Consider the following 26,209-nt stretch of genomic DNA (forward strand, 5'->3'; position numbering starts at 1 on the left):
CGGGACCCGTTCCGTCAGAGCGGGACCGCCCACAGCACCCGGGTGCCGCGCGGGTGGGCCGGACCGATCTCGCACGACCCGCCGCACTGCACGGCGCGCCGCTCGAGGTTCGCCAGCCCGCTGCGGCGAGGCATGTCGGGCAGACCCGTGCCGTCGTCGAGGATCTCGATCCGGAAATCGTCCTGAACCGAGACCGACACCGAGATGTTGTCGGACTGGGAATGGCGCAGCGCGTTGCTCAGCCCCTCGCGGAGCACAGCCTCGGCATGCGGGTGGATGCGCATCGGCACCAGCGTGTCGATGGGTCCGACGAACTGCACGTTGGGCGCCACCGAGGAGTGGATGCTCAGGTCGCCCACCACGTCCAGCAGTCTCCGGCGCAGACTGTTCGACGCCGCCGCGCCGGTGGTGTGCAGATCGAAGATGGTCGTGCGGATCTCGCGCACCGTCCGGTCGAGCTGTTCGATCGCGTGGCGGATCACCTCCACGACGCGTTCGGTACCCGCACCGTCCGCGGTCGCGCTCTGCAAGCTCATACCCGTGGCGAACAGGCGCTGGATGACGTTGTCGTGCAGGTCCTGTGCGATGCGATCGCGATCGGCCAGCACGTCGAGCAACCGCTTCTTGCGTTGCTGTTCGGCGAATTCGAGGGCCACGGCCGCGAGGTTCGCCATGGATTCGAAGCGGGCCACGTCCTCGTCGTCCCACGGTTCGGTACCGGCCTCGCGGGTCGCGACGAGCACACCCGTGACCGTCGACGTCGCCGACAGCGGCAGCACCACCGCGTGTCCTTCGTCGCCCTGCTCCATCGGTGGCAGTCCCTCGAGGGTATCGAGGTGCATCGGCTGCCTGCTCTTGAGCGCTTTCAGCACAGGCGATCCGGTGAGATCGAAACGCTTGTCCTTCCCGCACGGCGCCGCGGGGGACGCGGCCTGCAGGCGGCCGTGGTGGCCGTCGACGAGCACCACATAGGCACCCGCACACCGGGCGAGTTCGCGGACCTGGCCGGTGAGCATCGACAGCGTCTCGTCCACCGACCCGCCCATCAACAGCCGGGAGTTGATGGATGCCATTGCGGTGAGCCATCTCTCGCGGTCGAGGGAGCCCTCGAACAGGCGCGCGTTCTCGACGGCCACACCGGCGGACATCGCGAGCACCTTGAGGATCACCTCGTCCTCTTCGGTGAACTCGGGTGCCCCCAGCTTCTCGGTGAGATAGATGCTGCCGAAAACCTTGCCGCGCACCATGATCGGAGTTCCGAGGAAGCTCTTCATGGGCGGATGGTTGGGCGGGAAACCGATGGAGGCGGAATGCTTCGACAGGTCGCCGAGACGGACCGGCCGGGGATCGTTGATGAGCAGACCGAGGATGCCCCGGCCCTCGGGCAGATGGCCCATCACCTCGCGCTGCGTCGGATTGATCCCGACGTACACGAACTCCGACAGACCACCGTCGGCGGCGCGCACGCCGAGCGCGCCGTAGCGGGCGTCGAGGAGAGCGGTCGCCGCGGTGACGATGCGCTGGAGCATGGAGTCGAGTTCGAGACCCGATCCCACGACGAGCACCGCTTCGAGCAGTCCGCGCAGGGTCGTCGGGGCGTCGACGGAATCGTCGAGCCGGTCGCGGAGCTCGGCGAGCAGCGTGTCGATGGCGACGTCGGTGGGCTCGATCATGACTTCTTCTCTTCCAGCAGGTGCAGCGCCGCGGACACGGCGGATTCCGAAGGATCCGTCTTCGCGCGGCTCAGGTCGTGTGCGGCCCCGGTGACCTCGACGAGGGTCGTGGCCGCGGGCAGGAGATCGAGTGCCTCCCGCAGTTCGTCGAAGGTACCGAAGGGGTCGCGGTCGCCGTGGACGAACACCGTGGGCACCGAGATCTTCGGCAGGTGCTCGGTGCGCAGCTTCTCCGGCTTGCCCGGGGGATGGAGGGGATAGGACAGCAGGACGAGGGCGTCGGCGATGCCGGGTTCGTCGGCCGCGAGCATCGACGTCTGCCGGCCGCCGTAGGAGACGCCGCCGAGCAGCAGGGGCCCGGACACGCGGTCGCGCAGCTCCGCGGCCGCGGCGGACACACCCTCGCGGTCCTCCGCGGCGCGGGACGGCTGCGGGGGTCCCTTGGGCTTGCGACGGCGAAACGGCAGGTCGTAGCGCAGGGCGAGGAAGCCGGCATCGGCGAACCGGGAGCACATCAGCTGCAGGATCCGGGCGTCGCAGTTGCCGCCGGCGCCGTGCGTCAACGCGACGGCACCCCGCGGACTGCCCTCGGGAAGATGCAGGTGACCGGCCACGGTGCCGGTGTCCAGCGGTTCGACATTCACACCGATACGGTAACCGCCGCGTCGGCGACGGCACCGGTGACGAAGCCGTAGACGCTCTTGTGGAGGACGTCGATCGCCAGCTCGGAACGGGGCCACGTTTGCGGGGGCGCTCCCACGCCGGTCGCGTTCTCGAGGATCTGGTCGTTGGTCAGACGGACGACGGTGAACTTCGACGATGCGAGCGGCCCCCGCAGGCCCACCTCGGCCATGACCGAACGCAGGACGCCGAGGGCGATACCCTGCCCGAAGTGCATCGCCCAGTTCAGGGCGGTCGAGTGCTGTCCGGCCGATTCCGAGGCGCCCGTCAACCGTGCGAGTACGCGGCCCGGCACGTGGGAGTTCGGTCGCCCGGTGACGGCCTGCTCGATCTTCTCCCCGATGGTCATGGCGGCCACGCCGGCCGCACCGGCGACCAGGCCTGTGGCCCTGGCTGTCGTGCTCGCCGTCCGCTGGTACGGCGGGATGGGGCGGGCCCGAGCACGGGCGGTCACCGTCGGTCGCGCTCGACCGGCCGTATGAGCCGTACCCACATGCGGTGCAGCATCGCGGCGAACACCGCGACCCAGGCCGCCACCGCGACCCACAATTCGGCGGCGCCGATCGCGCCGACCAGTGGCAGATCGTCGGCGCGACCCAGATACATCCCCGCGATCGCGTACATGCCGAGCGGGAAGACGATCGACCACAGGGACGAGTCGTAGTCCAGCCGCACCCGGTGGACGCGGTGTCGCCACCAACCGGCCGCGACGAGCGGGGGGAGCAGCCACGTCGCGAAGACCCAGATGACGACGGCGAGGCCCGCGATCAGTCCGCGGGTCGCGTCGACCATCGGTGCGTCGTCCATCTCGACGATCCGTGAACCCGCCACGACGGTGATCGAGCACGCTCCCATCGACACCCAGTAAGGGGCTCTCCGCATTTGAGCGGGGCGTGTGCTGATTTCATGCTGCTGGTCTCTGCCCTCGGGTGAGGGCGATGTGGACCATGATGCGCCTTCGGTAGTTGTCCATGTTGGTGAAGCCGCATCCGACACGCTTGGTTTGCTTGATGATCCGGTTGAAGCCCTCGGTGCGGGCGTTGGTCACGTCTTCGGTGAGCGCGACGAGCACCGCTGGCCACCAGGTGTCGATCGTGGTCGCCAGGCGGCTGGTTTCCTCCATGTCGGCGCGGGCGGCGGCGTCGTAGAAGTCGTACAGCCTGCGCCGGATCTGGTGCGGCTGGTGTTCGGCCAGCAGCAGGCGCAGGCGTTCCTTGACGGCATGCGCGGCGGCCGTGCAGTTGCCGGGTGATCCGTTGACGGACCTGGGTGACCATGAGGTTGGCGAGGGCGACGAGATGCCACTTGTCGACTGCGATCCGCGCGTCCGGCAGGGCGGTGCGGATCCCGGATCGACAGGTACAACAGCGCCCGCCCGCACACCCGCCTCGGCAACGCCCCACCCGCCGAGTACGAGGCAGCGCACTGCGCTGAGCCCACCAAGTCATCGCGACCGGCAATGACACCTGCATAGACGTGGCATCAACGCGTAGATGTTTCAGTTTCTTCTGTGCTGGGGCTGTGTCAGGTGCTGGACCGGGTGTAGGCAGCGGCGCGCACCACATCGTCGTCCTCCAGTCCAGCTCCTAGTGCTCCGCCCACGGTGGCCAGGCTGGCGGTGAGCCAGCTGATCTTCGCGTAGTCCAAAGCGTTCACTGGGTGACCGGCGACACCGGCCAGTACCTGCTCGTCGATGAGCAGCAGCGCGCCGACCCAGGACAGGATGAATAAGCCGAGGTAGAACACCACAACCCCGATGGCCACGGTCGCGGTGGTGGCCAAATTGAACAGGATCACCTGCTCACGTTGGGCTCGCCGCCGTGGGCGCTCCCACAAGTCGGCTCCCAGGATCAGGGTGGCACTCACCGCCCCGATCGCCATCACCGCCAGCAGGACCAGGCGCACCGGCCCGTAGGCCATGGCCAGTACCCATAGGTCCGAGGCCACCAATGTCAGCATGCCGGTGGCCGCTGCCACGACCATCGCCCGGGAGAGCCGGGCCACGAAGGCCCAAGGCTGGTTGGCGCGGATCATGCCCAGCAGCAACCGCACGTTGCCGCTCAGCACTCGGGCCGTGAACTGCACGACGTTGTCGTCCGGGCGTTCGTCGAGATCGGTGGACAGCTGGTGGGCTCTTCGAGCAAGATCCCGCTGGGCGTTGAGGTCTTCGGCGTCGTAGCCCAGGAGCTGCCCGACCACGTGCACGGTGGTCTCTTGCACCTTCTGCCGCACGTGCACGGCTCCCAGGGTTGGGACGGAGACCAGTCCTACCCCGTGCACGGGGCTGAGCTGGGTGAGCACCGGACGTCGGCCGGTCTTCAGGGGGATCTCGGTGAGCACCACGGCCAAATCCCAGTTCTCCTCCAGCACGCGGTTTCGGGCCGCCTCCAGCAGGTCCAAGGTCTCGGTGGGTGGATCGACCAGCCGGTCTTCGGCCATCTTCAGTTGCCAGCGCACTCCCGGATACCGCTGCACCAAAATCTTGCGCACCGAGGTGGTGACCTCGGGGCCGAGCATCGCACTCAGGGATGGTGAGACCACCAGGCCGATGAGCAGCTCGGCATCGGAAAGGGGTTCGGCAGGATCGGCGGTGGATCGGCGACGCTTAGCAGTCACCGCTCCATGGTGAGGCAACCACGGGCCGATTGCCACTGGCTCGATGGAGCCCCAAGGTTTCGTGCAGCACCGCGGGCCGGATTCGGTGGTCGCCTCGATCCCGGAGAGAGCGGTGCTGCTCACTGCGAAATCCTCTCCCCGCCGACGCCGCCAGCGCGAAGACATCACAGCCAGCGGGCCCGGGACCTGCCGGTGTCGAGGACGGCTTCTCGATGATGCTGCAGTGACGGATCGGTTGAAGTGCTTCGGCGGTGTGGGAGCAGTGATCAGCGTGGGGCCGGTCGATTCCGTTCGGACAGGTGATGCATCGACTGCCCAGCGGCAGGTGCGGTACTGATGCGGGGGTACCCGGTGCAGGGGTGTCAAGGCCCAGCTCCGAAGACGGCAAGCCGGGCACGTGAAAGGCGAATTATGGCCCGCCGCAACCCGAGCGGGAAGGCATGTGTGGCACGAGGCGCCGAAGACGGGCCGGGCGTTTACTGCAGAGATAAATGGCTCTCCGCATTTGAGCGGGGCGTGTGCTGATTTCATGCTGCTGGTCTCTGCCCTCGGGTGAGGGCGATGTGGACCATGATGCGCCTTCGGTAGTTGTCCATGTTGGTGAAGCCGCATCCGACACGCTTGGTTTGCTTGATGATCCGGTTGAAGCCCTCGGTGCGGGCGTTGGTCACGTCTTCGGTGAGCGCGACGAGCACCGCTGGCCACCAGGTGTCGATCGTGGTCGCCAGGCGGCTGGTTTCCTCCATGTCGGCGCGGGCGGCGGCGTCGTAGAAGTCGTACAGCCTGCGCCGGATCTGGTGCGGCTGGTGTTCGGCCAGCAGCAGGCGCAGGCGTTCCTTGACGGCATGCGCGGCGGCGATCTCGTTGGTCGGATCCTCGGCGGCGAGGGCGGCGTTGAACCGGGCCTTTTGCTTCACGGTGAGGTGCTCGTAGCCGGTGAGCAGCAGTTGCCGGCTGGCCCAGACTTTGTCGGTGGCGGTGCCGCGGCGGCCGTGCAGTTGCCGGGTGATCCGTTGACGGACCTGGGTGACCATGAGGTTGGCGAGGGCGACGAGATGCCACTTGTCGACTGCGATCCGCGCGTCCGGCAGGGCGGTGCGGATCCCGCCCGCGTACGGCGCGGACGGGTCGATCACGACCAGGTCGATGCCGGCCCGGAACGCGGGTGTCTGCAGCGCGGGCCAGTCGATCACGCACGCCCCGGAGCGTCCCGGGGTCAGCCCGAGAAGGTGCCCGGGCAGGGTGGGGTCGGCGTTGACGAACGAGGTCATCCACGGGTTCGACCGTGTCCAGCCGGCCTCTTCGAGCACCCAGCGCACCGACCGGGCGCGGGTCTCGTCGATGTTGAGCACGCGGGTGGGTTCCGGCTCGGGCAGCCACTGGTTGGCCAGTGCGATGAGCGCCCGGTGCGCGGTCGACCACGCCACCTGGTACTCGCTAGCGACCTCGCTGACGGCGCGGTTGCCCGACGCGATCGCCGAACCGATCTTCTCTCGTAGCCGGGTCGTGAGCCGCGACCGTGCCGGCGCAGCGCGGGACTGCTGCGTGAATGTCGCTGTCCCACAGGCCGGTTCGCGGCACACCAAGCGCCGTTTGAGCCACCACAGATCGGTTCTTTGGCCGGAGGCAGGCAAGTCCTTGACTCGAACCAGTGGCCGCTCCTTGATCCTTGAGGTGAGCACCCCGCACTCGGGGCAGGCGCCCTCCGGGTCGATGACCTCGATGACGACACGCACCGTGTCGGCATCGATTCGTTCGAGCTGCGGGACGGTGAACTCGTCCTCCAGCCCGAGCAGCACTGACGTACCCTCGTTCATGCTCGTGGTCTCGCTGTTGTCGCGTTGTGAGAGACCAACAGCATGTCGGGGCCACGAGCCCCATCAACTACCGGGCACCCCGCTCAAGCGCGAAGAGCCCAGTAAGGGGCGGTCAGGTCGGTGGGTCGCAACGGGTACTCCAACATCCGAACCGCGGCGAAGACGCCGGCCGCCGCGTACAGGAACAGCCCGACGCCCCAGGTGAACACCGCGAGGGCGGCGAGGAGCCGGTCCAGTTCGCGGTAGACCGGTTGGAGCGTGGCCGCGGCGATGGCCACCGACTCGCTGGCGACGACCCAGATGAACCACGTTCCGTTCGCCTTCGCGAGGACGGGACGCTCCGCCGTGCCGAGCACGGCGGTCCACGGGACGACATATCCGAGCACCAGCCACGTCGCCGCCGCGCCCACGAGTAGTACGGCCGCGGTGGAATGCCAGCCGTCCATCATCAGGCGTACGCCGAGCACGTTGCTGCCCGCGACGAAGGTGAAGAAGCCGAACGCCCGTCCGGAATCGGCGAGATCGGCGCGGACCTCGTCGCGGAACGCGAAGAACCGCCACACCGACAGGGCCACCAGCGTCGCGTATCCGATCGCGGACACGATCAGCAGCACGGCCGATGCGAGGTGGAAACCGCGGAGGTGGAGTCCGGTGGACACGATTCCGCCGGCCATGACGAAGGCGAAGTAACGCGGCGCGAGGATGCGGACTTCTTCGCGGAGACGGGAAGGGGCCTGCACTGCGTGCCCGCTACTTCAGCAGGCGGGACATCCGCCGGTCGGCGAGGACCTTCCCTCCGGTCTGGCAGGTCGGGCAGTACTGGAACGAACGGTCGGTGTAGGAGACCTCGCGGACGGTGTCGCCGCACACCGGGCACGGCTCACCGGTGCGGCCGTGCACGCGCAGCCCCGACCGTTTCTCGCCCTTGAGGCGCGCCGCGTCCTGCCCGACCGAGCGCGTGACGGCATCGGTCAGCACCGACCGCATCGCCCCGTACAGCGCGGTCACCTCGTCGTCGGTCAGCCGTCCGGCGGTCGCGAACGGTGACTGCTGCGCGACGTGCAGGATCTCGTCGGAGTAGGCGTTGCCGATGCCCGCGAGAATCTTCTGGTCGATCAGCAACGTCTTGAGGCGCGAGGTGCTGTCGGTCAGGAGCTCGGCGAACTCGTCGCGGGTGAGGGCGAGCGCGTCGGGGCCGAGGCGGGCGATGCCGGGCACCTGCTGCGGATCGTCGACAATCCAGACCGCGAGGCGCTTCTTCGTGCCGGCCTCGGTGAGATCGAAGGCCGGTGTCGTCGCGTCGGGGGCGAACAGGTGCACGCGGAGGGCGAGCGGACCGCGACCGAGTTTCGGGGGAGTCTGCGACGGTTCGTCGAGCCAGCGCAACCAGCCGCCGCGCGACAGGTGCGTGATCAGGTGCAGCCCCGAGCAGTCGATCGCGAGGAACTTGCCGAAGCGCACCGCTCCGGTGATGTCGCGTCCCTGCAGCGCCGTGATCGGCGGGTCGGCCGTCTGCAGTACGTTCAGCGCCGCGACGTCGATGCGTCCGATGACGCTGCCGACCGCGTGCTCGCGCAGGAACACCGCAAGTGCTTCCACCTCGGGGAGCTCGGGCATGGGAACAGGCTACGGTCGCCGGGCCGTTCGCGGGTGGCGACGGACACCTTCGACCCACCGATAGACTGCGCTCGTGACTGTGTCGACGCCCTACGAAGACCTGATGCGCCTGATCCTCGAGACCGGCGCGGAGAAGGCGGACCGTACCGGAACCGGCACGCGGAGCCTGTTCGGCCATCAGATGCGCTTCGATCTGTCCGAGGGCTTCCCGCTGATCACCACGAAGAAGGTGCACCTGAAGTCCATCGTCTACGAGTTGCTGTGGTTCCTGCGCGGCGACTCCAACGTCAAGTGGCTGCAGGAGCACGGCGTGACGATCTGGGACGAGTGGGCCGCACCCGACGGCGATCTGGGCCCGGTCTACGGCGTGCAGTGGCGCTCGTGGCCGACCCCCGACGGGCAGCACATCGACCAGATCGGCCAGGTGATCGAGACCCTGCGCACCGACCCCGATTCGCGGCGCATCCTCGTCTCGGCGTGGAACGTGGCCGAGCTCGACAAGATGGCGCTCATGCCGTGCCACGCCTTCTTCCAGTTCTACGTGGCCGACGGCAAGCTCAGCTGCCAGCTCTACCAGCGCAGCGCCGACATGTTCCTCGGCGTGCCGTTCAACATCGCCAGCTACGCGCTGCTCACCCACATGGTCGCGCAGCAGACCGGACTCGAGCCGGGAGAGTTCATCTGGACCGGCGGCGACTGCCACATCTACTCGAACCACATCGAGCAGGTCACGGAGCAGCTCACCCGTGATCCGTATCCCTACCCGACGTTGAAGCTGCACCCGCGCGACTCGATCTTCGACTACCGCTACGAGGACGTCGAGGTGGTCGGCTACCGGCACCACCCGGCGATCAAGGCGCCGGTGGCCGTCTGATGGGGGATGTCACCCTCGTCTGGGCTCAGGCACGTGGTGGTGTGATCGGCCGGGAGAACACCATCCCGTGGCACATCCCCGAGGACATGGCGTTCTTCAAGGACGCGACGATGGGAAAGCCGGTGATCATGGGCCGGCTCACCTGGGATTCACTGCCGCCGAGGTTCCGGCCGCTACCGGGACGCCGGAACATCGTCGTCACCCGCAACGTCGAGTGGTCGGCCCAGGGCGCCGAGACCGCGACGAGCCTCGAGGACGCACTGACACTCGCCCGTGAGGACGAGGTCGTCGTCATGGGTGGGGGCCAGATCTACGCGCAGGCGATGCCGTTCGCGAAGCAGCTGCTCGTGACCGAGGTCGACCTCGACGTCGCAGGAGATGCGACCGCACCTCCGATCGGCGCCGAGTGGGTGGCGGATCCCGGAGAATGGCTGACGTCCACCAAGGGAATCAGGTTCCGCTGGATCCGGTACGCCCGAAGCTGAGTTCTCGCGGCGGCATCTGAGCGATACTGCGGTACATGGACAAGCTCTCCTTGACCGCCATGGCACGGCAGCAGCTCAAACTCGCAGCGACGTCCAGCAGCGGACGCAGCTCCCAGACGGTTTTCGGTGGGCATACCAAGCACCTGCGGCAGACCGTCGTCGCGTTGCTGGCGGGGCACGAACTCGGCGAGCACGACAGCCCGGGCGAGGCGACCCTGCAGGTGCTGTCGGGTCAGCTCCAGCTCGTCGCCGGCAACGACGTGTGGAAGGGTTCGGCGGGCGACATGATCATCATCCCGCCGGTCCGGCACAGCGTCAGCGCCATCGAGGACGTCGCCTTCCTGCTCACCGTCGCCAAGTAGCGTCGCTCACTGCACGCGCCGAGTAGCGACGCTCATTGCGCGCGTCGAGAAGCGGCGCTTACTGAACAGGTGCCGGAGCGGCGTACCCGCGGTAGCCCTCCCACGCGAGGCGGCGCTCGCGACGCGGATCGTGCTCGATGCGCGTGACCTCGTCGAAAATCACTGTCGCGCGGTCCTTCTCGTCGTAGGGTGGCCACGACGGCAGTGGTTCACCGTGCCGGGCCACGTTCAGCCACTGGCGCTGCATCGCCCCGGCGGCCGTCCGCAGACCACGTCGCCCACCGAGTGCCGTGAGCGCCCGGCCGAGCGGTTCGTCGGTCTGGTCGAAGACCGCGAGCAACTCCACCGCGTGCGTCGCATCGAAGCCCGTCCACCGCAGCACTCGCGGCGCGAGATCGAAGCGGTACATGAAGGTCGGCGCGAAACGCGAATGTGCCTGCGCGAACTGCACGGACGGATACCAGAAGGTGAGGTCGCCGCCGAGATCGATCGCGGCACGCTCGTCCGGATATCCCGGATAGATCCCCGTGATGCGATCCTTCGCCTCGGGATCGGTCGCGGCGAACAGTGCGTCGATCCGCCGAGGGTTCGTCGGCAGCGCGTCGAGGAACTTCGGGAACAGTGCACCTTCGCGGTCGTTCGTCCCGAGCACGAGCGGAACGGGATGCGCCGCGCCCGTCTCGTACGCCTCGAGCGGTTGGAGCGGAACGAAATCGCCGTCGACGACCGGGCCGAAGGGATGCAGACCGGGAGTCGCGCGCAGTACCTGCGCCCCGAGGCGCGATCCCACCCGCCCGAGTTCGACGGGGGAGGTGTCGAGCAGCGCCTGCGCGGCGGTATCCGGATCGGCACCGAGCAGTTCGACGAACTTCCGGCCCCATTCGGCCGAGCGGTCGGAGGTGACGACGAGATTCGGCGCCGGGCTCTGTGCGATCGCGGCGGAGAACAATCCGCGCGCGGCGGGTGTCGCGAGCAGGGTCGTCACCGAGGTGCCGCCGGCGGACTCGCCGAAGATCGTCACGTTGTCGGGGTCGCCGCCGAAGGCCGCGATGTTGCGCTGGACCCATTCGAGCGCCGCCACCTGGTCGCGCAGACCGAGATTGGAATCGAATCGGACCGAATCGGTGGAGAAGGACCCGAAGTCGAGATAGCCGAGCGCTCCGAGGCGGTAGTTGATCGACACGTAGACTACGTCGCCGCGTCGGACCAGCGACTCGCCGCCGTAGACCGACAGGGCACTCGTGCCGAGGGTGAAGGCGCCGCCGTGGATGAACACCATGACCGGTCGCGGTGCATGGACCCGACCGGCGGGGGCGAGCACGTTGAGGGTCAGGCAGTCCTCGTCGGGACGCACTCGCACCCCGCGACGACCGGTCTCGGCGTAGCGCGGACGCTGCGGGGCGGCATTTCCGAACTGCGTCGCATCGCGCACTCCCGTCCAGGGCTCGACCGGTTGCGGCGCCCGCAGCCGCAGCGGGCCCACCGGGGGAGCGGCGTAGGGAATGCCGCGCCAGGCGAGGAGGTCGCCGAGCCGGGTGCCGCGGACGGTTCCGTCGGCGAATGTGACGTGGGTCTCGGGCGTCATGCTCCGCACTGTACGTGACGGGGCGTCACGGTAGCCGCCGTGTCCACCGTCGACGTCACCAGAAGTGGGGCTCGAGGCCTCGGCCCGCGAGCTCTGCCCGTACGTAGGTGCGCAGCGTCGCGGTGTCGGGGAAGCGCTCCTCGTCGAGGGCGACGAACGCGAGTGTGTACCGCTCGTCGGTGTGGCAGGCGTAGACCGACAGGCGGGTCGTGGTGCGGGCCGGCCGGGTGTCGAGTCCCGGGTGCATAGCGCGCATCGCGATCCCGGTGGTGCGGTACGGGCCCAGCGTGGTGAGCTCGCGGGGCACCACGCCGATGTTGGAACACAACAGGTCCCGCTCACCGGCACCGCGCGCGACGCGGGCGGCGATCCGGTCGGGGAGGAGTTGCAGGATCTCGGCCGGCATGTTGTGCGGCGCGCCCTCCCGCGGCTGCGAATAGGCGTGCGCGGCGCGGGCGCGGATGGAGGCGAGCGTGTCGCCGTCGTCGACGGTGATCCCCACCATCGACACGCCGTTGGAGACGGTTCCCTCCTTCCGGTCGTCGACCGGAACGGAGATGCGCACGGGGAACGGGATGCGGGCGCGCCGGGCGACACCGGCGGACGCGGCGAGCAGCAGGGCGTTCGGGCTGCCGTCCTCCGCGGCCGCGACGGCCTTCCACTGCGCCGCGTCGACGTCGACGAGCGCGGTGCGCGGTCGCGAGTGCACCGTCTGCGGCGCGGGCGGTTTCTCCGTGCGAGGTGTGTACTTCACGCGGCGCAGCCCGCTGCCGACCTTCCGGAACAACTGCATCGCATCGCGTAGGTCGGATTGGCGACCGGGGTCGGGTCGTCGCGGCCGGTCGGCGAGCGCGTCGGCGACCGCGCGGACGAATCCCCGCGCGTCGGTCAGGACGTGCGAGCACACGATCGACAGTGCGGTGCCGCCGCTCGTGAGTCGGGTCGCGGCGACCGCCCAGCCGGGACCGAGCTCGGGATCGACGTCCACGTTCGCGTGCTCGTCGGCCCAGGCGAGGAGCTCGTCGTCGGGGATGGGGGTCGCGGGATAGCGCAGTGGATGGACGTGCGTGTTGGGTTCGAAGCGGGGGCGTGCACCGGGAACCCGGGGACGGACCACACGGCGACCGAGCGGGCCTTCGGACAGCACGTCGTGCAGGGACAGCAACAGGGTCGCGTCCACGGTCTCGTCGGTGCGCCACAGACCCTGCATCACCGACGGCAGGCCGGTTCCTTTGTGGCGGTGGAGGAACATCTCGTCCACGACGCTCAGGCGATTCACAATCCCGACCGTAGCGCCGACCGTTGACCGAAGCACTGAACCGAGGTTCAATCCTTGGTGTGGCGTACCGGCGGACACCCGCAGTGCAGGAGCGACTCGACGCGCAGCGCGAGGCGATCGCCGCTGCCGCCGTGACTCTGCTCAGCGAACGCGGATACAGCGGACTGTCCGTCTCGGCGGTCGCCGAACGGGCCGGCGTCGCCACCGGCAGCGTCTACCGGCACTACGTCGACAAGTCCGATCTCATGGTGCGGATCTTCCGGGAACTGTGCGAGCGGGAGGTCGAGGCCGTGACGTCCGCGGCCGCAACCGGATCCGGTGCCGACCGGGTGACCGCGGTGGTCGACACCTTCTCCCGCCGTGCGCTGCGCAATCCCACCCTCGCCTACGCCCTGCTCGCCGAACCGGTCGACGCCGCGGTCGACGCCGAACGACTCGTGTTGCGCCGCGCCTTCGCAGCGGCCTTCGCGAACGCCGTGCGCCACGGCGTCGAGACCGGTGAATTCCCCGAACAGGACGTCGAGCTCACCGCCGCGGCGCTCGTCGGGGCTGTCGGTGAGGTGCTCACCGGTCGCCTCCCCGGCGCGGCCGACGGTCGCCTTCGAGACAGTGCGGCCGACGGTCGCCTTCGAGACAGCGCGGCCGGATCCACCGTCCCCGACCTCGTCGTCCTCGTACTGCGAGCGGCGGGGCATCTGCCTTCCGGAACGACTCAGGAGTGAAGCCGTGAATTTCCCCGCCACCCACGAAGTGTTCAACCAGGTACCGGACCTCGAGCCCTACGGGGCCGCCGACGACCCCGCCCTCCTCGAAGGACTGCGCCGCGAAGGGGCGAGTTGGGCCGAGGACGAGGTCCGCGAACTCGGCGCCCTCGCCGGCACCGCCCGTGCCCAGGACTGGGGGCGGCTCGCCAACGAGTATCCGCCCGTGCTGCACACCCACGACCGCTACGGCCACCGCGTCGACGAGGTCGAGTTCCATCCGCACTGGCACGACCTGATGACCGTCGCCGTCGAGAACGGCCTGCACGCGGCACCCTGGCGCGACCCGCGTCCCGGCGCGCACGTTGCCCGTGCCGCGAAGTTCTACGTGTGGGGGCATACCGATGCCGGGCACATGTGCCCGATCTCGATGACCTACGCCGCGATCCCGGCGCTGCGCCACAACGCCGAACTCGCCGAGCGCTACGAGCCGCTGCTGGCCGCGCCGCACTACGACTTCGGGCTGCGCGAACCCTCCACGAAACGTGGCCTGATCGCCGGGATGTCGATGACCGAGAAGCAGGGCGGTTCCGACGTCCGCGCCAACACCACCACCGCGACCCCCAACGCCGACGGTTCGTACACGATCGTCGGGCACAAGTGGTTCACGTCCGCGCCGATGTCCGACCTGTTCCTCACGCTCGCGCAGACCGAGCACGGACCGTCGTGCTTCCTGCTCCCGCGCGTCCTGCCCGACGGCACCCGCAACGCCATCCGCATCCAGCGGCTGAAGGACAAGCTCGGCAACAAGTCGAACGCCTCCTCCGAGATCGAGTACGAGAACGCGATCGGCTGGCTCGTCGGCCCGGAAGGTCGCGGCATCAACACCATCATCGAGATGGTGAACATGACGCGACTCGACTGTGTCATCGGCTCGGCCGTGAACATGCGGATCTCGACGTTGCGCGCGGTTCACCATGCCCGTCACCGGAAGGCGTTCGGCGCGTTGCTCGTCGACCAGCCGCTCATGCGCAACGTCCTCTCCGATCTCGTCGTCGAGTCCGATGCCGCGACGACGATGATGATGCGTCTGGCCGGGGCGACCGACCGCGCCGCCGGGGACGAGCAGGAGGCCGCCCTGCGCCGCATCGCGCTGGCCGTCACCAAGTACTGGGTGTGCAAGCGGGCACCCGCGGTCGCCGCCGAAGCCCTCGAATGCCTCGGCGGCAACGGCTACGCCGAGGAATCGGGCATGCCGCGGCTCTATCGCGAGTCGCCGCTCATGTCGATCTGGGAAGGATCCGGCAACGTCGCGGCACTCGACGCGCTGCGTGCAATGGCGCGGCAACCCGACACCGTCGAGGCGTTCTTCACCGAGGTCAGGCTTGCGGAAGGTGCCGATCCGCGGCTCGATTCGGCCATCGCCCGGATCGGCAAGGAACTCGCCGACCTCGAGGACGCCGAGTACCGGGCACGGCGGGTCGTGGAGCTCATGGCCCTGGCCCTGCAGGGCGCGCAGCTCGTCCGGCACGGACATCCTGCCGTCGCGGAGGCGTTCTGCCGCAGTCGGCTCGACGACGACTGGGGCATCGCGATGGGCACACTGCCGACCGGCGTGGACACCGCCGCGATCCTCGACCGGGTCTGACGAGGGCGGGTCCGATCCTGCGGCGCTGTCACCCGTCTCAGGTCGAGGGCATACTGGAATACGTCCTGCGAGGAATCGACTACGGGTGGAGCCCGTCATGATCGGCAGCAACGAATGGTGGGAGTGGGGTCGGCAGATCGCACTCGCGGTGACCGAGCCGCATGCACTGCACCGTGCCCGCATGATCGTGCGCGGCGTCGTCGCCGAATCCGAGGCGGTGAGCGACAGCCGCCGGGGCGACGCCGAGATCCACTCCGTCAACCTCGCGCAGGGCACTCCGGTCACGATGAGCCCCCGACTGGCATCGATGGTGCGGTCGGCGCTGTGGGCGGCCCGCATGACGGGCGGGACCATCACCCCGGTCGACTCCGACGACGCCTCCGTCGATGCCGGAGCCATCCCGCCGATCCATCCCATCCCCACCTACCGCGACGTGCAGATCGACGGAGACATCGTGCTCGCTCCTTTCGGGGTGAGTCTCGAACTCGGCGCGACGGCCGTGGCCGACACCGTCGACTACTCCGCGGCGCTCGTCGCGAATCTGCTCGAATGCGGGGCGCTCGTGCGCATCGGCGACGTGATGGCCACCGCGGGGCACGCGCCTGCCGGGGGATGGCAGGTGCCGCTCCCGGACCGGGGCTCGGTCGAACTGCCGGCCGGATCGGCGATGGCGTCGCACACCAGCGACGTCGCCGACCCCGAGCGGTGGCGTCTCGTCAGCGTCATCGCTCCCGACGCGGTGTGGGCTCATGCGGCCGCGGCGACGGCGTTGCAGCGGGGCATCGGAGCCCTGTCGTGGCTCGAACAGTACGACCTGCCGGCGCGTCTCGTCGACACGCACGGACGGGTCCGGACCACCACGGCCTGGTCCGATCCGAAGGCTGCTTGATCTCTCGAGCAGGGTGCGGTCAGGCTGACAACAGTGGGCGAAATACCTGACACTACATGATACTTTCTGATACTCACTCAACCGCGCGCATCGGAGAGGCCGCCGAATATCGGAACATGTCAGTCGTCGGGGGTGCGTAAGGCAGCGGCGGAAGGCCGGTTGCCTTCTCGCCGTACGGGTTCCGGTCAGCGCATTTTCGAGCAAGCAGACCTCGACCTGTATCTCGGTCGGCCCGCAGCCGGGAGGACGCCCTCGGCCCGGATCGAAGCGTTGTACTGCCGTGTGTCGGGCTCCGCAGGGCAGGAATCATCGCTCGCCAATCAAGAGGCGATGTTGCGCGAGAGCGCCACCGGTGCCGTGTACCGGGTGTACAAGGACCGTGGATCCGGGCTGCGAGAGAAGCTGGCCGGATTGGATCGGTTGCTCGACGACGCCGCCCGGGGACACTTCACGGTGGTACGGGTGGTGTGGCGGGATCGCTTGGCACGGTTCGGGGTGGTGTGGATCGAACGGTACCTGTCGGTGGTCGGAGTTACCGTCGAGGTGCTGCGTGAGCAGGGCGAGATATCGCTGGCGGAGGAACTGATGGACGACTTCATGGCACTGCTGGCGTCGTTTTCGGGTCGGTTCTACCGGCTGCGGTCGAAGCAGAACCAACGTCGACTTCTCGATGATGCGGGGGCACGGTTGGGCAGGGATGAGCAATGACCGACACCACCGACCACTGTCGGTTCGCTTTTACCACCCGACCGTATCTCGCAGTCGACGACACCACCGGAGATCCGATCGGACTCGACGATCTCGACACCCGTATCCGATGGCTGCTCGACCTGATCACCGGCGCCGAAACCGAACTACTCACACGTCTGTGGCATCCCGCCACCTTCGACACCCTCTCCGCCGGCCGCGACCGCGACGGCCGGGCTCTGCCGAAACACGGGCACGTCGTCGCCGCTCGTCTCGGCTGGGCCCCGACCTACCCGGACGGAGTGTATGTGCCGTCACGGGTGTCACGGGTGGTCACCGCACAGGCCACCGCGACGCTACGGACCTCGGCCTACCGCGACACTGCTATCGCGTCGCTCTCGGCCCGGTTCGATCCCGCTACCGGGCGTATCGCCCCGCCTGCCGGTGGGGAGGTGCCCGTGCCGTCGGGCTTCGCCCGAGGTGTACGGCGGCAGTTGCTCGCCCGTACCCGCCGGGCCGATGCTGCGGGTGCATCGACCTCGGGCGCGGCGACCACAGACGATGCCGCCTCGGATGCGGCAACCTCGGATGCTGCAACGTCGGATGCTGCGCAGCCCGAACGGCTGCGGATCACCGACATCCAAACCCCACCGAAGGTCACCGCGATGGCCCGCCTGTCCGCCGCCGACAAACAACTCACCGAGCTCACCGTCACCGACCGCACGATGGTGCTGACGGTGAAACTCCCGACCACCGCGACACCCACCACGCGAGCGCAATGGCGGGCGGTGCGGTTGACCGCCGCGCTCCCGCCGCACCTGCACGGTCGCCCGATTACTGCGTGGCATCTGCCGACCCTGACCCTCGACGGCCGGGGTCTGCTGCTGCGCTGCGCGGCCACCGAAGCCGTCCCCACCGGTGACCTGAGCAGTGCCACGGTCGCGGTGGGGGTGGACTGGTCACCGTCGGCCCTCGGGGCCGCCGCGATCGCCACCGATACCGGTGACGGGTTGGTCTCCGATTTTCGGGGTTACACCTACGATGACCGCGGTCTCGGTATCAAACTCGCCCGCCTGCAGACCGAAGGCCAATTCCTGCACCGCAAGGCCGCCCGCCTGCGCCAGCTGGCCGAGAATGCGCCACCCCAGGTGCGGTCGGAGTTGGAAGCGAAGATCGCCGTGCTCGACGAGAATCGCACCGCGGTCGGTGCCAAGCGGAGAAAGATCAACCGGGAGCTGGCGTTTCATTTCGCGCGTCAGGTCACCGACTACGCGGTCGCCGCCGACGCGACGATGATCGCCGTCGAAGATCTCGCGACCCTCGAACCGCGTGGGCGTGGCCGGGTGAACAACAATCGGGCGGCGCAGTCCGCGCGCCGCAAGGCCGCCGACGCGCTGGCGCATACTGCCGCACGGGTGGGTGTGGTGGCGGTGACGGTGCCGGCGAAGGGGTCGTCGGCGTGGTGTCCGGGTTGCAACGAGGAACTTGCCCGGCCGAAGGGATATCACGATGCCTGGTGCGAATCCTGTCGACTTGGAGGGAATCGTGATCGTGTGGCGGGGGTGAACCTCGCCAAACGCGCTCTCCTCGGCCGAGGTGCGGCGGTCCGCACCCGCGCTGGGCGCCTGGAGATCCGCACCACCGAGCATGCGCCGGTGCGCCGGTGCCGGGACAAGACCGGCCCTACCCCGGGCAGGCCGCGGCATCGCCGGGTCCGCCATAGTGTTCCGGCCCCGACTCCCGCTGAGGGGGTGAACACGTTGAAGCCTCGTCCTGCACCTGAAGCGTCGGTGTGGGACACGGTCGAGCCCGCGGCATCGGATGATGTCTCGGGTAGCCGTGAGGAACGTGGATCTGGGCCGCCTGGCATGTAGGTGGCAGGAAGTATCAGGTTTACGTAGACGCTCCGTCGCGCAGGTTGCGGTAGATCTCGATCAGGTGGTCGGTGGACGCGTCGCCGGTGTCGGGTGTGTCGTCGCCGGCGAGGACGGTCTGCAGGGCGGTGGCCTGGGTCTTGCCGAGTTCGACGCCCCACTGGTCGAACGAATCGATCCCCCACACGATGCCTTGGACGAAGGTCTGGTGTTCGTAGAAGGCGATGATCTGCCCGACCACCGAGGGGGTGAGTTCGGGGGCGAGGATCGTCGTCGACGGCCGATCCCCGGGCATCACCTTGTGCGCGACCAACGCCTCGTCGACGCCGTCGGCACGGACCTCGTCGGCATCACGCCCGAAGGCCAACACTTTGGCCTGGGCGAACATGTTCGCCAGCAACAACACCTGCATGCTGGTCTGCCCGTCGCGGGCGGGTAGGTCGTCGCCGCTACGGGCCAGGCCGAGGAAGTCGACGGGGACGATCTCGGTGCCCTGGTGCAACAGCTGGAAGAAGGCGTGCTGACCGTTGGTACCGGGCTCACCCCAGAACACCTCCCCGGTCGGACACACCACCGGTGTGCCGTCGGCGCGCACGGATTTACCGTTCGATTCCATGGTCAGCTGCTGCAGATAGGCCGGCAGCCGCGCCAGATCCTGCGCATACGGCACCACCGCCCGCGAGCGGTGGCCGAGGACGCTCGCATTCCACACCCCGATCAACCCGGCCAGCAACGGTGCATTCTGTGCCGGCTGCGCGGTGGCGAAGTGGGTGTCGAGGGCGTGCATGCCGGCGAGGAACTCGCCGAACCGCTCGCGGCCGATCGCGCACATGACCGCCAGGCCGATGGCCGAACCCACCGAATAACGCCCGCCGACCCAGTCCCAGAACTCGAACATGTTCGCCGGGTCGATACCGAACTCGACCACCCGCTCGGTGTGCGTCGACACCGCGACGAAATGCTTCGCCACGGCGTCCTCCCCGAGGGCGTCGACGAGCCAGCGGCGGGCGGCGGTGGCGTTGGAGAGGGTTTCGAGGGTGGAAAACGTCTTCGACGCGACGACGAACACGGTCGTCGCCGGGTCCAGGTCGGCCAGCGCCGCGGTCAGATCCGCCGGGTCGACGTTGGAGACGAACCGCGCCGCCGGCCCGTCATGAAAACGCCGCAACGCGCGGGTGACCATCGCCGGACCCAGATCGGAGCCGCCGATGCCGATGTTGACCACCGTGGCGATCGGCTGCCCGGTGGCGCCGCGCCAGTCGCCGCTGCGGAGGCGGTCGGTGAACTCGCCCATCCGGTCGAGCACGGCATGGACATCGGCGACGACATCGACCCCGTCGACGACCAGTTCCGCCTCGCGGGGCAGGCGCAGGGCGGTGTGCAGCACCGCCCGATCCTCGGTGACGTTGATGTGCGCACCCGAGAGCATCGCCTCCCGAGCCGCGGCGATCCCCGCGGTGTCGGCGAGCTCGAGCAGGGCCTGCACGACCGGGGTGTCGAGGCGTTGCTTGCTGAAATCGATCACCAGATCCCCGGCAGGGACCGTCAACGCCGAGACCCTGTCGGGTTCGGTGGTGAACAACTGCCGCAGCGACACCGATTCGAGCCGGTCGCGATGGTCTTCAAGAGCTTTCCACGGTGCCGTTGCGGTTACGTCGCTCATGTCGTCGACAGTAGTGCGCCCCGACACGGTGCGCCCGGTGTGCAACTGGGCCCCGGTGTGTGACGAAGGGATCCCTCGGTTTCCCACAGCGAGCGACCGCGACGCGCATGATGGGGCATATGGATGCTGCAGAACTGATTCGGTCCGTCCCCACCGACCTGTTCCTCGGCGGTGAGTGGGTGGCGGCCGAGAACGGAGCCACCTTCGGAGTCCACGATCCCGCGACCGGTGACGAACTCACCCGTGTCGCCGATGCCGCGCCCGGTGATGCCTTGCGGGCCCTCGACGCGGCCGTCGCGGCCGGTCCGGAATGGGCTGCGACCCCGCCGCGAGAACGCGCCGAACTGTTGCGGACGGTGTGGCGGAAGATCACCGAACGCGCCGACGACTTCGCGCTGCTCATGACACTCGAGATGGGTAAGGCACTACCGGAGAGCCGATCGGAGGTGACCTACGGCGCCGAATTTCTGCGATGGTTCTCCGAGGAGGCGGTCCGCATCGCCGGTCGCTACACGCCCGCCCCTGCCGGCACCGGTCGCGTTCTCGTGACGAAACAACCCGTCGGTCCCTGCCTGGCCATCACACCGTGGAACTTCCCGCTCGCGATGGGAACCCGCAAGATCGGTCCCGCCCTCGCGGCGGGATGCACGATCATCGTCAAGCCCGCGTCCGAGACGCCCCTCACGATCCAGCTGCTCGCGCAGCTCTTCGACGAGGCAGGACTACCCAAGGGTGTCCTGTCGGTGCTCCCGTCTTCACATGCCGGTGAGGTCACCGGGCCGCTCCTCGAGGATCCCCGGCTGCGCAAGCTCACCTTCACCGGCTCCACCGAGGTCGGGCGCATGCTCGCCGAGAAGGCCGGTCGTTCGCTGCTGCGCACCTCGCTCGAGCTCGGAGGCAACGCGCCGTTCGTCGTCTTCGAGGACGCCGACCTCGACGCCGCGGTCGAGGGCGCGGTGGCAGCCAAGCTGCGCAACGGGGGAGAGGCCTGCACGGCCGCGAACCGCTTCCACGTCCACAACTCGGTGCGCGACGCCTTCGTCGCCAAGCTCACCGAACGCATGGCGTCGTACAAGCTCGGGCCGGGAACGGACCCCGACGCGACGCTGGGCCCCCTGGTCAACGAGAACCAGAAGAAGACCGTGATCGAACTCGTGCAGGACGCGGTGTCGGCGGGTGCCTCGGTGCGCCTGGGCGGTGAACCCGCGGACGGACCGGGATGGTTCTACCCGGCCACCGTGCTCGACGACGTGCCGAAGCAGGCCCGCATCCTGCAGGAAGAGGTCTTCGGGCCGGTCGCGGCCGTCACCGGCTTCGACACCGAGGAGGAAGCCCTCGCAGCGGCGAACGATACCCGCTACGGGCTCGCTGCCTACATCTTCACGCGCGACCTCGACCGGGCCCTGCGCGTGTCGCATGCGCTCGAAACGGGCATCGTCGGTGTGAACCGCGGTGTCGTCTCGGATGTCGCGGCCCCCTTCGGCGGAATCAAGGATTCCGGGCTGGGACGCGAGGGCGGTACCGAAGGCATCGAGGAATTCCTCGAAACCAAGTACATCGCCCTGCAGTAGGGAACTCGGCGATGGTCGGGACGGCCTCGCCGTCAGTGACGCGGACGGCCACGCCGTCAGTGACGCGGACGGCCTCGCCGTCAGTGACGCGGACGGCCTCGCCGTTAGTGGCCCAGGCGGCCACGCCCGAGGCGGAGCAGCAGCATCGCCAGGGTGTGGCCTTCCTGGCCCAACTCGCTGAACCGCTCGAGGACCTTCATCTCGCGGCTGTGCACGAGACGGGTACCGCCGGACGCCATGCGGGTACGCCCGATCATGCGGGAGACCTCGGTGCGGCGCTTGACCGCGGCCAGGATCTCGGCGTCGAGACGATCGATCTCCTTGCGGAGCTCCTCGATCTCGGCCTCGGTGGGCACTGCGGTGTCGTCGGTCGCGGCCGGTGTTCCGGCGTTCGCCTGGTCCGGCTCGCCGGAAAGGGAAGAATCGATGTGCGTGCTCATGTCGTCTCCTCGCATCTGCTCTGAAGGATCGCCCGTATGGGAGCGGCTGTTACCGGTATCGGGTCGGGCCGGCAGTCGGGAATCGACAGCGACAACCGGAACTCGATCCGAGCCTGCAAAGGACAGAAGACATGGTCTCCAGTTTGCCACTCACCATGTAGGCCCTGCCACTCGGCTTGATCGACTGTGTGGTCCGGATCCGTTGTCCGAACGGTCCGGTAGTTTGGTGAAACGATGAACACTCCCGTCGCGCTCGCAAACTCCCGCCCCGGATCCGATGCTCTTCTCGAAGGGCTCAATCCGCAGCAGCGGGAAGCGGTCACGCACGAAGGAGCCCCGCTGCTGATCGTCGCGGGCGCGGGCTCCGGCAAGACTGCGGTGCTCACGCGTCGCATCGCCTATCTGCTGGCCGAGCGCGGCGTCGTCCCTGGTCAGGTGCTCGCCATCACGTTCACCAACAAGGCCGCCGCCGAGATGCGCGAGCGGGTGGCGGCTCTGGTGGGGCCGCGCGCGAATGCGATGTGGGTCTCGACCTTCCACTCGAGCTGCGTCCGGATCCTGCGCGCGCAGGCGGGTCTGCTGCAGGGCATGAATTCGAATTTCACGATCTACGACGCCGACGATTCCCGTCGTCTGCTCACGATGATCGCGAAGGATCTCGAACTCGACAGCAAGAAGTACTCCGCCCGGCTGCTGTCCACACAGATCTCGAACCTGAAGAACGAATTGATCGGGCCGGAAGAAGCCGCCCACGAGGCGGAGACCGATTCGGCGGCCACCGAACTCACCCGCGTCGTCGCTCGGGTCTACGCGCACTACCAGCAGCGCCTGCGCACGGCGAACGCCTTCGACTTCGACGACCTCATCGGCGAGACGGTGGCGCTGCTGCAGGCTCATCCGCAGGTCGCCGAGTACTACCGGCGCCGGTTCCGTCACGTCCTGGTCGACGAGTACCAGGACACCAACCACGCGCAGTACGTGCTGGTGCGCACCCTCGTGGGCGATCCGGAGGAGGAATCCGCCGTGCCCCCGAGCGAACTGTGCGTGGTGGGCGACGCCGACCAGTCGATCTACGCCTTCCGCGGCGCCACGATCCGCAACATCGAGGAGTTCGAGCGCGACTATCCGCAGGCGCGCACGATCCTGCTCGAACAGAATTACCGCTCCACCCAGAACATCTTGTCGGCGGCCAATTCCGTCATCTCCAAGAACATGGGTCGCCGCGAGAAGCGGCTGTGGACCGATTCGGGTGAGGGCGAACTCATCACCGGCTACGTCGCCGACAACGAGCACGACGAGGCGCGGTTCGTCGCCGCCGAGATCGACCGGCTCGTCGACGGCGGCGACACCACCTACTCCGACATCGCGGTGTTCTACCGCACCAACAATGCCTCCCGCGCGTTCGAGGACGTCTTCATCCGGCACGGTGTGCCCTACAAGGTCGTCGGCGGTGTGCGGTTCTACGAGCGCAAGGAGGTGCGCGACGTCGTTGCGTACCTGAAGGTGCTCGACAACCCCGACGACACGGTGAGCCTGCGCCGCATCCTCAACACCCCTCGCCGCGGTATCGGCGATCGTGCCGAGGCGTGCGTGGCGGTGCACGCCGAGCGGCTCGGTGTGAGCTTCGGGCAGGCCCTCGCCGACGCCGCGGCCGGCAAGGTCGCGCTGCTGAACACGCGGGCGCAGAAGGCGATCGCCGGTTTCGTCGAGATGATGGACGGCCTGCGGGCGATGCTCGTCGCGAGCGACGCCGACGGCAACGACATGGTGGACATCGGCGACGTCGTCGAGGCGATCCTCGATCGCACCGGATACAGCGCCGAGTTGTCGGCGAGCGACGACCCGCAGGACGGCGCCCGTCTCGACAACCTCCACGAACTCGTCAGCGTGGCAAGGGAATTCAGTGCCGACGTCCGTAACGCGGCCGGGATCGTCGACGACGAACGTGAAGAGGGGGATCCCGAACCAGGATCGCTCGCGGCGTTCCTCGAGAAGGTCTCGCTCGTCGCCGACGCCGACCAGATCCCGGAGAACGAGGCCGGTGTGGTCACGCTGATGACGTTGCACACCGCGAAGGGCCTCGAGTTCCCGGTTGTGTTCGTCACCGGTTGGGAGGACGGCCAGTTCCCGCACATGCGTGCCCTCGGCGATCCGGCCGAGCTGTCCGAGGAACGGCGACTCGCGTATGTCGGCATCACGCGCGCCCGGCGTCGTCTCTATCTCACGCGGGCCGTGTTGCGTTCGTCCTGGGGGCAGCCGCTCACCAATCCGGAATCTCGTTTCCTGCAAGAGATTCCGCAGCACCTCATCGACTGGCGACGCCTCGAGCCCACGCCCGCCCGTGGTCAGGCGATCGGCTCGGGCACTGGTTCACGGTTCGGTGCGGGCGAGCGGCGCGGATCCTCGGGAACACCGAGTTTCGGTGCGGCGCGCGGACGCAACAACCACTTGGTGCTCGACGTCGGCGACCGCGTCAGCCATGACAAGTACGGTCTCGGAACGGTTCTCGAAACTCGGGGCTCGGGCCCCACGGCCACCGTCGTGATCGACTTCGGCAGTGCCGGCAAGGTGCGGTTGATGCTCGTCGGCGGTGTGCCGATGATCAAACTGTGATGCCCTGAAAGCCTGTGTCAGGCGCGGATTCGCACGAAAGAGCGGGTCCGCACCGAAGCGGGAAAGAGGGCGGAACGGGACGCACGCCGAACGTACGGCGGCGAGGTCGGTCAGTCGCGCTGGATGCCGAGGGCGATACCCCGGGTGGCGAGCCACGGGACGGGATCGATCTTGTCGACGCCGTTGAGGTGCACCTCGAAGTGCAGGTGCGGGCCGGTGGAGAAGCCGCGGTTGCCCATGGTGGCGATCTGGTCGCCGGCCATGACGTGTTGACCCACGGTCACCAGGGACTGGTCGATGTGCCCGTACACGGTGATGGTGCCGTCGGCGTGGAGGAGGCGGACCCACATGCCGAAGCCGGAAGCCGGGCCGGAATCGATGACCTCACCGTCGGCGACCGCGAGGATCGGGGTGCCGATGGGGCCTGCGATGTCGACGCCGGCGTGGAGGGTGCCCCAGCGTGCGCCGAAGTTCGAGGTGAACGACCCCGCGGCGGGGAGGACGAACAGCGGGCGACGGGCCGCGGCCTCGCGCGCAGCGCGTTCCTCGCTGAATCGCTGGCCCTTGGCCAGGAGATTCGAGAACTGCGACAGGTCGTTCGGGTCGGCGATGTTGAGCACCTGCGGGGCCTGCGACGGCTCGGCGTCGGCGCTCGGCGCGAACTGTGCGGCCTGCGGCACTGCGGTGGCCGTGATGATCGAGGAATCGGCTTCGCCGGCGGCGAGAGCGACCTCGGAGTGCTCGGTGTTCTGTCCCGGACCACCATTGGCTGCGGCCTGGCCCGCGGCGACCACGGCGCCTGCGGCGACCGCGAAGACTGCGGCGCGGCCCTTGAGGGCAGTGGGGGGAGTGGGAAGTCGATGGGCTCCACCGCGGGATGCGGGAGCGGTGACGTCGGTGCTCTCGTCGCGACGATCCTGCGCGAAGCGGTCGTCGCGGACGGCGTGGCCGAAGGAGTCGGAGTAGTAGGTGGGCTCGGAACCGGGGCCGGTGTTACGGAAGTCCATCGTGGCGGCTTCCCAGGCATTCCAGTCTTCGGGTGCCGATTCGGGACGGCGGGTTCGGCTCTCGGCACTCGGGTTACCAGAGCGCATCGCCATCCTCCGTTCGTGACCTCATCGTTACTTCGACCAG

22 protein-coding genes and 2 pseudogenes are annotated in these 26,209 nt (G+C 68.4%); 10 read left to right on the forward strand and 14 right to left on the reverse strand.

From position 1 onward, the window contains the following. Positions 1 to 14 precede the first annotated feature (14 nt). The 9 genes and pseudogenes from KXC42_RS04855 to KXC42_RS04895 form a co-directional block, all read right to left on the reverse strand. A complete protein-coding gene (locus tag KXC42_RS04855; protein ID WP_219130003.1) occupies positions 15 to 1,673 on the reverse strand; it encodes a GAF domain-containing sensor histidine kinase in 1,659 nt (552 codons plus the stop codon). After that, positions 1,670 to 2,317, reverse strand: a complete 648-nt coding sequence (locus KXC42_RS04860; RefSeq protein WP_071934469.1) for an alpha/beta family hydrolase — start codon at positions 2,315 to 2,317, stop codon at positions 1,670 to 1,672. Before KXC42_RS04860 ends, KXC42_RS04855 begins: the two co-directional genes overlap by 4 nt. Beyond that, complete coding sequence (locus KXC42_RS04865; RefSeq protein WP_200359550.1) at positions 2,314 to 2,808, reverse strand: hypothetical protein; 495 nt, start codon at positions 2,806 to 2,808, stop codon at positions 2,314 to 2,316. The genes KXC42_RS04860 and KXC42_RS04865 overlap by 4 nt, the downstream gene beginning before the upstream one ends. Continuing rightward, a pseudogene (locus KXC42_RS04870) lies at positions 2,805 to 3,248 on the reverse strand (tellurite resistance protein permease); the annotation flags it as partial. The pseudogene KXC42_RS04870 and the gene KXC42_RS04865, both read right to left, overlap by 4 nt. 10 nt (positions 3,249 to 3,258) lie before the next feature. Next, positions 3,259 to 3,919 (reverse strand): annotated as a pseudogene (locus tag KXC42_RS04875) (transposase). Continuing rightward, positions 3,879 to 4,970: a hypothetical protein gene (locus KXC42_RS04880; RefSeq protein ID WP_006551558.1), complete on the reverse strand. Its 1,092-nt coding sequence runs from the start codon at positions 4,968 to 4,970 to the stop codon at positions 3,879 to 3,881. The pseudogene KXC42_RS04875 and the gene KXC42_RS04880 overlap by 41 nt, the downstream one beginning before the upstream one ends. Before the next feature lie 527 nt (positions 4,971 to 5,497). Next, positions 5,498 to 6,787 (reverse strand): ISL3 family transposase, encoded by a 1,290-nt coding sequence (locus KXC42_RS04885; RefSeq protein ID WP_083543562.1) that lies wholly within the window; start codon positions 6,785 to 6,787, stop codon positions 5,498 to 5,500. Between the two features lie 83 nt (positions 6,788 to 6,870). Next, positions 6,871 to 7,527 (reverse strand): tellurite resistance/C4-dicarboxylate transporter family protein, encoded by a 657-nt coding sequence (locus KXC42_RS04890; protein ID WP_231913152.1) that lies wholly within the window; start codon positions 7,525 to 7,527, stop codon positions 6,871 to 6,873. Between the two features lie 10 nt (positions 7,528 to 7,537). Next, positions 7,538 to 8,404 (reverse strand): Fpg/Nei family DNA glycosylase, encoded by an 867-nt coding sequence (locus KXC42_RS04895; RefSeq protein WP_006551556.1) that lies wholly within the window; start codon positions 8,402 to 8,404, stop codon positions 7,538 to 7,540. Positions 8,405 to 8,477: 73 nt separating this feature from the next. On the opposite strand from KXC42_RS04895, the gene KXC42_RS04900 reads away from it, so the two are divergent. The 3 genes from KXC42_RS04900 to KXC42_RS04910 are packed head-to-tail and all read left to right on the forward strand — an operon-like array spanning position 8,478 to position 10,125. Then, positions 8,478 to 9,278, forward strand: coding sequence for a thymidylate synthase (locus KXC42_RS04900; RefSeq protein WP_039583962.1), 801 nt, complete (start codon positions 8,478 to 8,480; stop codon positions 9,276 to 9,278). After that, positions 9,278 to 9,763, forward strand: a complete 486-nt coding sequence (locus KXC42_RS04905; protein ID WP_033096739.1) for a dihydrofolate reductase — start codon at positions 9,278 to 9,280, stop codon at positions 9,761 to 9,763. The genes KXC42_RS04900 and KXC42_RS04905 overlap by 1 nt, the downstream gene beginning before the upstream one ends. A gap of 35 nt (positions 9,764 to 9,798) precedes the next feature. Then, positions 9,799 to 10,125, forward strand: a complete 327-nt coding sequence (locus tag KXC42_RS04910) for a cupin domain-containing protein (protein ID WP_006551553.1) — start codon at positions 9,799 to 9,801, stop codon at positions 10,123 to 10,125. A gap of 58 nt (positions 10,126 to 10,183) precedes the next feature. Here the strand turns inward: KXC42_RS04910 and KXC42_RS04915 are convergent, their stop codons facing one another. Further along, complete coding sequence (locus tag KXC42_RS04915) at positions 10,184 to 11,710, reverse strand: carboxylesterase/lipase family protein (RefSeq protein ID WP_071934472.1); 1,527 nt, start codon at positions 11,708 to 11,710, stop codon at positions 10,184 to 10,186. A gap of 55 nt (positions 11,711 to 11,765) precedes the next feature. Continuing rightward, positions 11,766 to 12,989, reverse strand: coding sequence for a hypothetical protein (locus tag KXC42_RS04920; RefSeq protein WP_071934473.1), 1,224 nt, complete (start codon positions 12,987 to 12,989; stop codon positions 11,766 to 11,768). A 59-nt stretch (positions 12,990 to 13,048) separates the two neighbouring features. Here KXC42_RS04920 and KXC42_RS04925 point away from each other — a divergent pair, with 59 nt between their 5' ends. From KXC42_RS04925 to KXC42_RS04945, 5 genes are all read left to right on the forward strand, one after another. After that, positions 13,049 to 13,711, forward strand: coding sequence for a TetR/AcrR family transcriptional regulator (locus KXC42_RS04925; RefSeq protein WP_024103164.1), 663 nt, complete (start codon positions 13,049 to 13,051; stop codon positions 13,709 to 13,711). A gap of 4 nt (positions 13,712 to 13,715) precedes the next feature. Next, complete coding sequence (locus KXC42_RS04930; RefSeq protein WP_071934474.1) at positions 13,716 to 15,338, forward strand: acyl-CoA dehydrogenase family protein; 1,623 nt, start codon at positions 13,716 to 13,718, stop codon at positions 15,336 to 15,338. Between the two features lie 97 nt (positions 15,339 to 15,435). Continuing rightward, positions 15,436 to 16,227 carry an FAD:protein FMN transferase gene (locus tag KXC42_RS04935; protein ID WP_033096735.1) on the forward strand — a complete coding sequence of 264 codons (792 nt, stop codon included), beginning with the start codon at positions 15,436 to 15,438 and terminating at the stop codon, positions 16,225 to 16,227. Between the two features lie 330 nt (positions 16,228 to 16,557). Then, positions 16,558 to 16,935 carry a recombinase family protein gene (locus tag KXC42_RS04940; protein ID WP_373922181.1) on the forward strand — a complete coding sequence of 126 codons (378 nt, stop codon included), beginning with the start codon at positions 16,558 to 16,560 and terminating at the stop codon, positions 16,933 to 16,935. Further along, the gene (locus KXC42_RS04945; protein WP_071934476.1) at positions 16,932 to 18,788 is read left to right on the forward strand and encodes a zinc ribbon domain-containing protein; all 1,857 of its coding nucleotides are present in this window, start codon (positions 16,932 to 16,934) and stop codon (positions 18,786 to 18,788) included. Before KXC42_RS04940 ends, KXC42_RS04945 begins: the two co-directional genes overlap by 4 nt. Positions 18,789 to 18,807: 19 nt before the next feature. Here KXC42_RS04945 and pgi read toward each other — a convergent pair whose 3' ends face one another. After that, entirely contained in the window at positions 18,808 to 20,451 is a 1,644-nt protein-coding gene (gene pgi / locus KXC42_RS04950) for a glucose-6-phosphate isomerase (protein ID WP_071934477.1), read from the reverse strand. 119 nt (positions 20,452 to 20,570) lie between these two features. Here pgi and KXC42_RS04955 point away from each other — a divergent pair, with 119 nt between their 5' ends. Next, positions 20,571 to 22,022 (forward strand): NAD-dependent succinate-semialdehyde dehydrogenase, encoded by a 1,452-nt coding sequence (locus tag KXC42_RS04955; RefSeq protein WP_006553757.1) that lies wholly within the window; start codon positions 20,571 to 20,573, stop codon positions 22,020 to 22,022. Between the two features lie 104 nt (positions 22,023 to 22,126). Here the strand turns inward: KXC42_RS04955 and KXC42_RS04960 are convergent, their stop codons facing one another. Then, positions 22,127 to 22,462 carry a chorismate mutase gene (locus tag KXC42_RS04960; protein WP_006553758.1) on the reverse strand — a complete coding sequence of 112 codons (336 nt, stop codon included), beginning with the start codon at positions 22,460 to 22,462 and terminating at the stop codon, positions 22,127 to 22,129. A gap of 234 nt (positions 22,463 to 22,696) precedes the next feature. Here KXC42_RS04960 and pcrA point away from each other — a divergent pair, with 234 nt between their 5' ends. Next, complete coding sequence (pcrA, locus tag KXC42_RS04965; RefSeq protein WP_071934478.1) at positions 22,697 to 25,075, forward strand: DNA helicase PcrA; 2,379 nt, start codon at positions 22,697 to 22,699, stop codon at positions 25,073 to 25,075. Positions 25,076 to 25,185: 110 nt separating this feature from the next. Here pcrA and KXC42_RS04970 read toward each other — a convergent pair whose 3' ends face one another. Next, positions 25,186 to 26,175, reverse strand: a complete 990-nt coding sequence (locus KXC42_RS04970; RefSeq protein ID WP_006553760.1) for a M23 family metallopeptidase — start codon at positions 26,173 to 26,175, stop codon at positions 25,186 to 25,188. Positions 26,176 to 26,209 lie beyond the last annotated feature (34 nt).

Source organism: Rhodococcus sp. LW-XY12 (genome assembly GCF_019317345.1).
In the GTDB taxonomy this organism is placed as follows: domain Bacteria; phylum Actinomycetota; class Actinomycetes; order Mycobacteriales; family Mycobacteriaceae; genus Rhodococcus; species Rhodococcus pyridinivorans.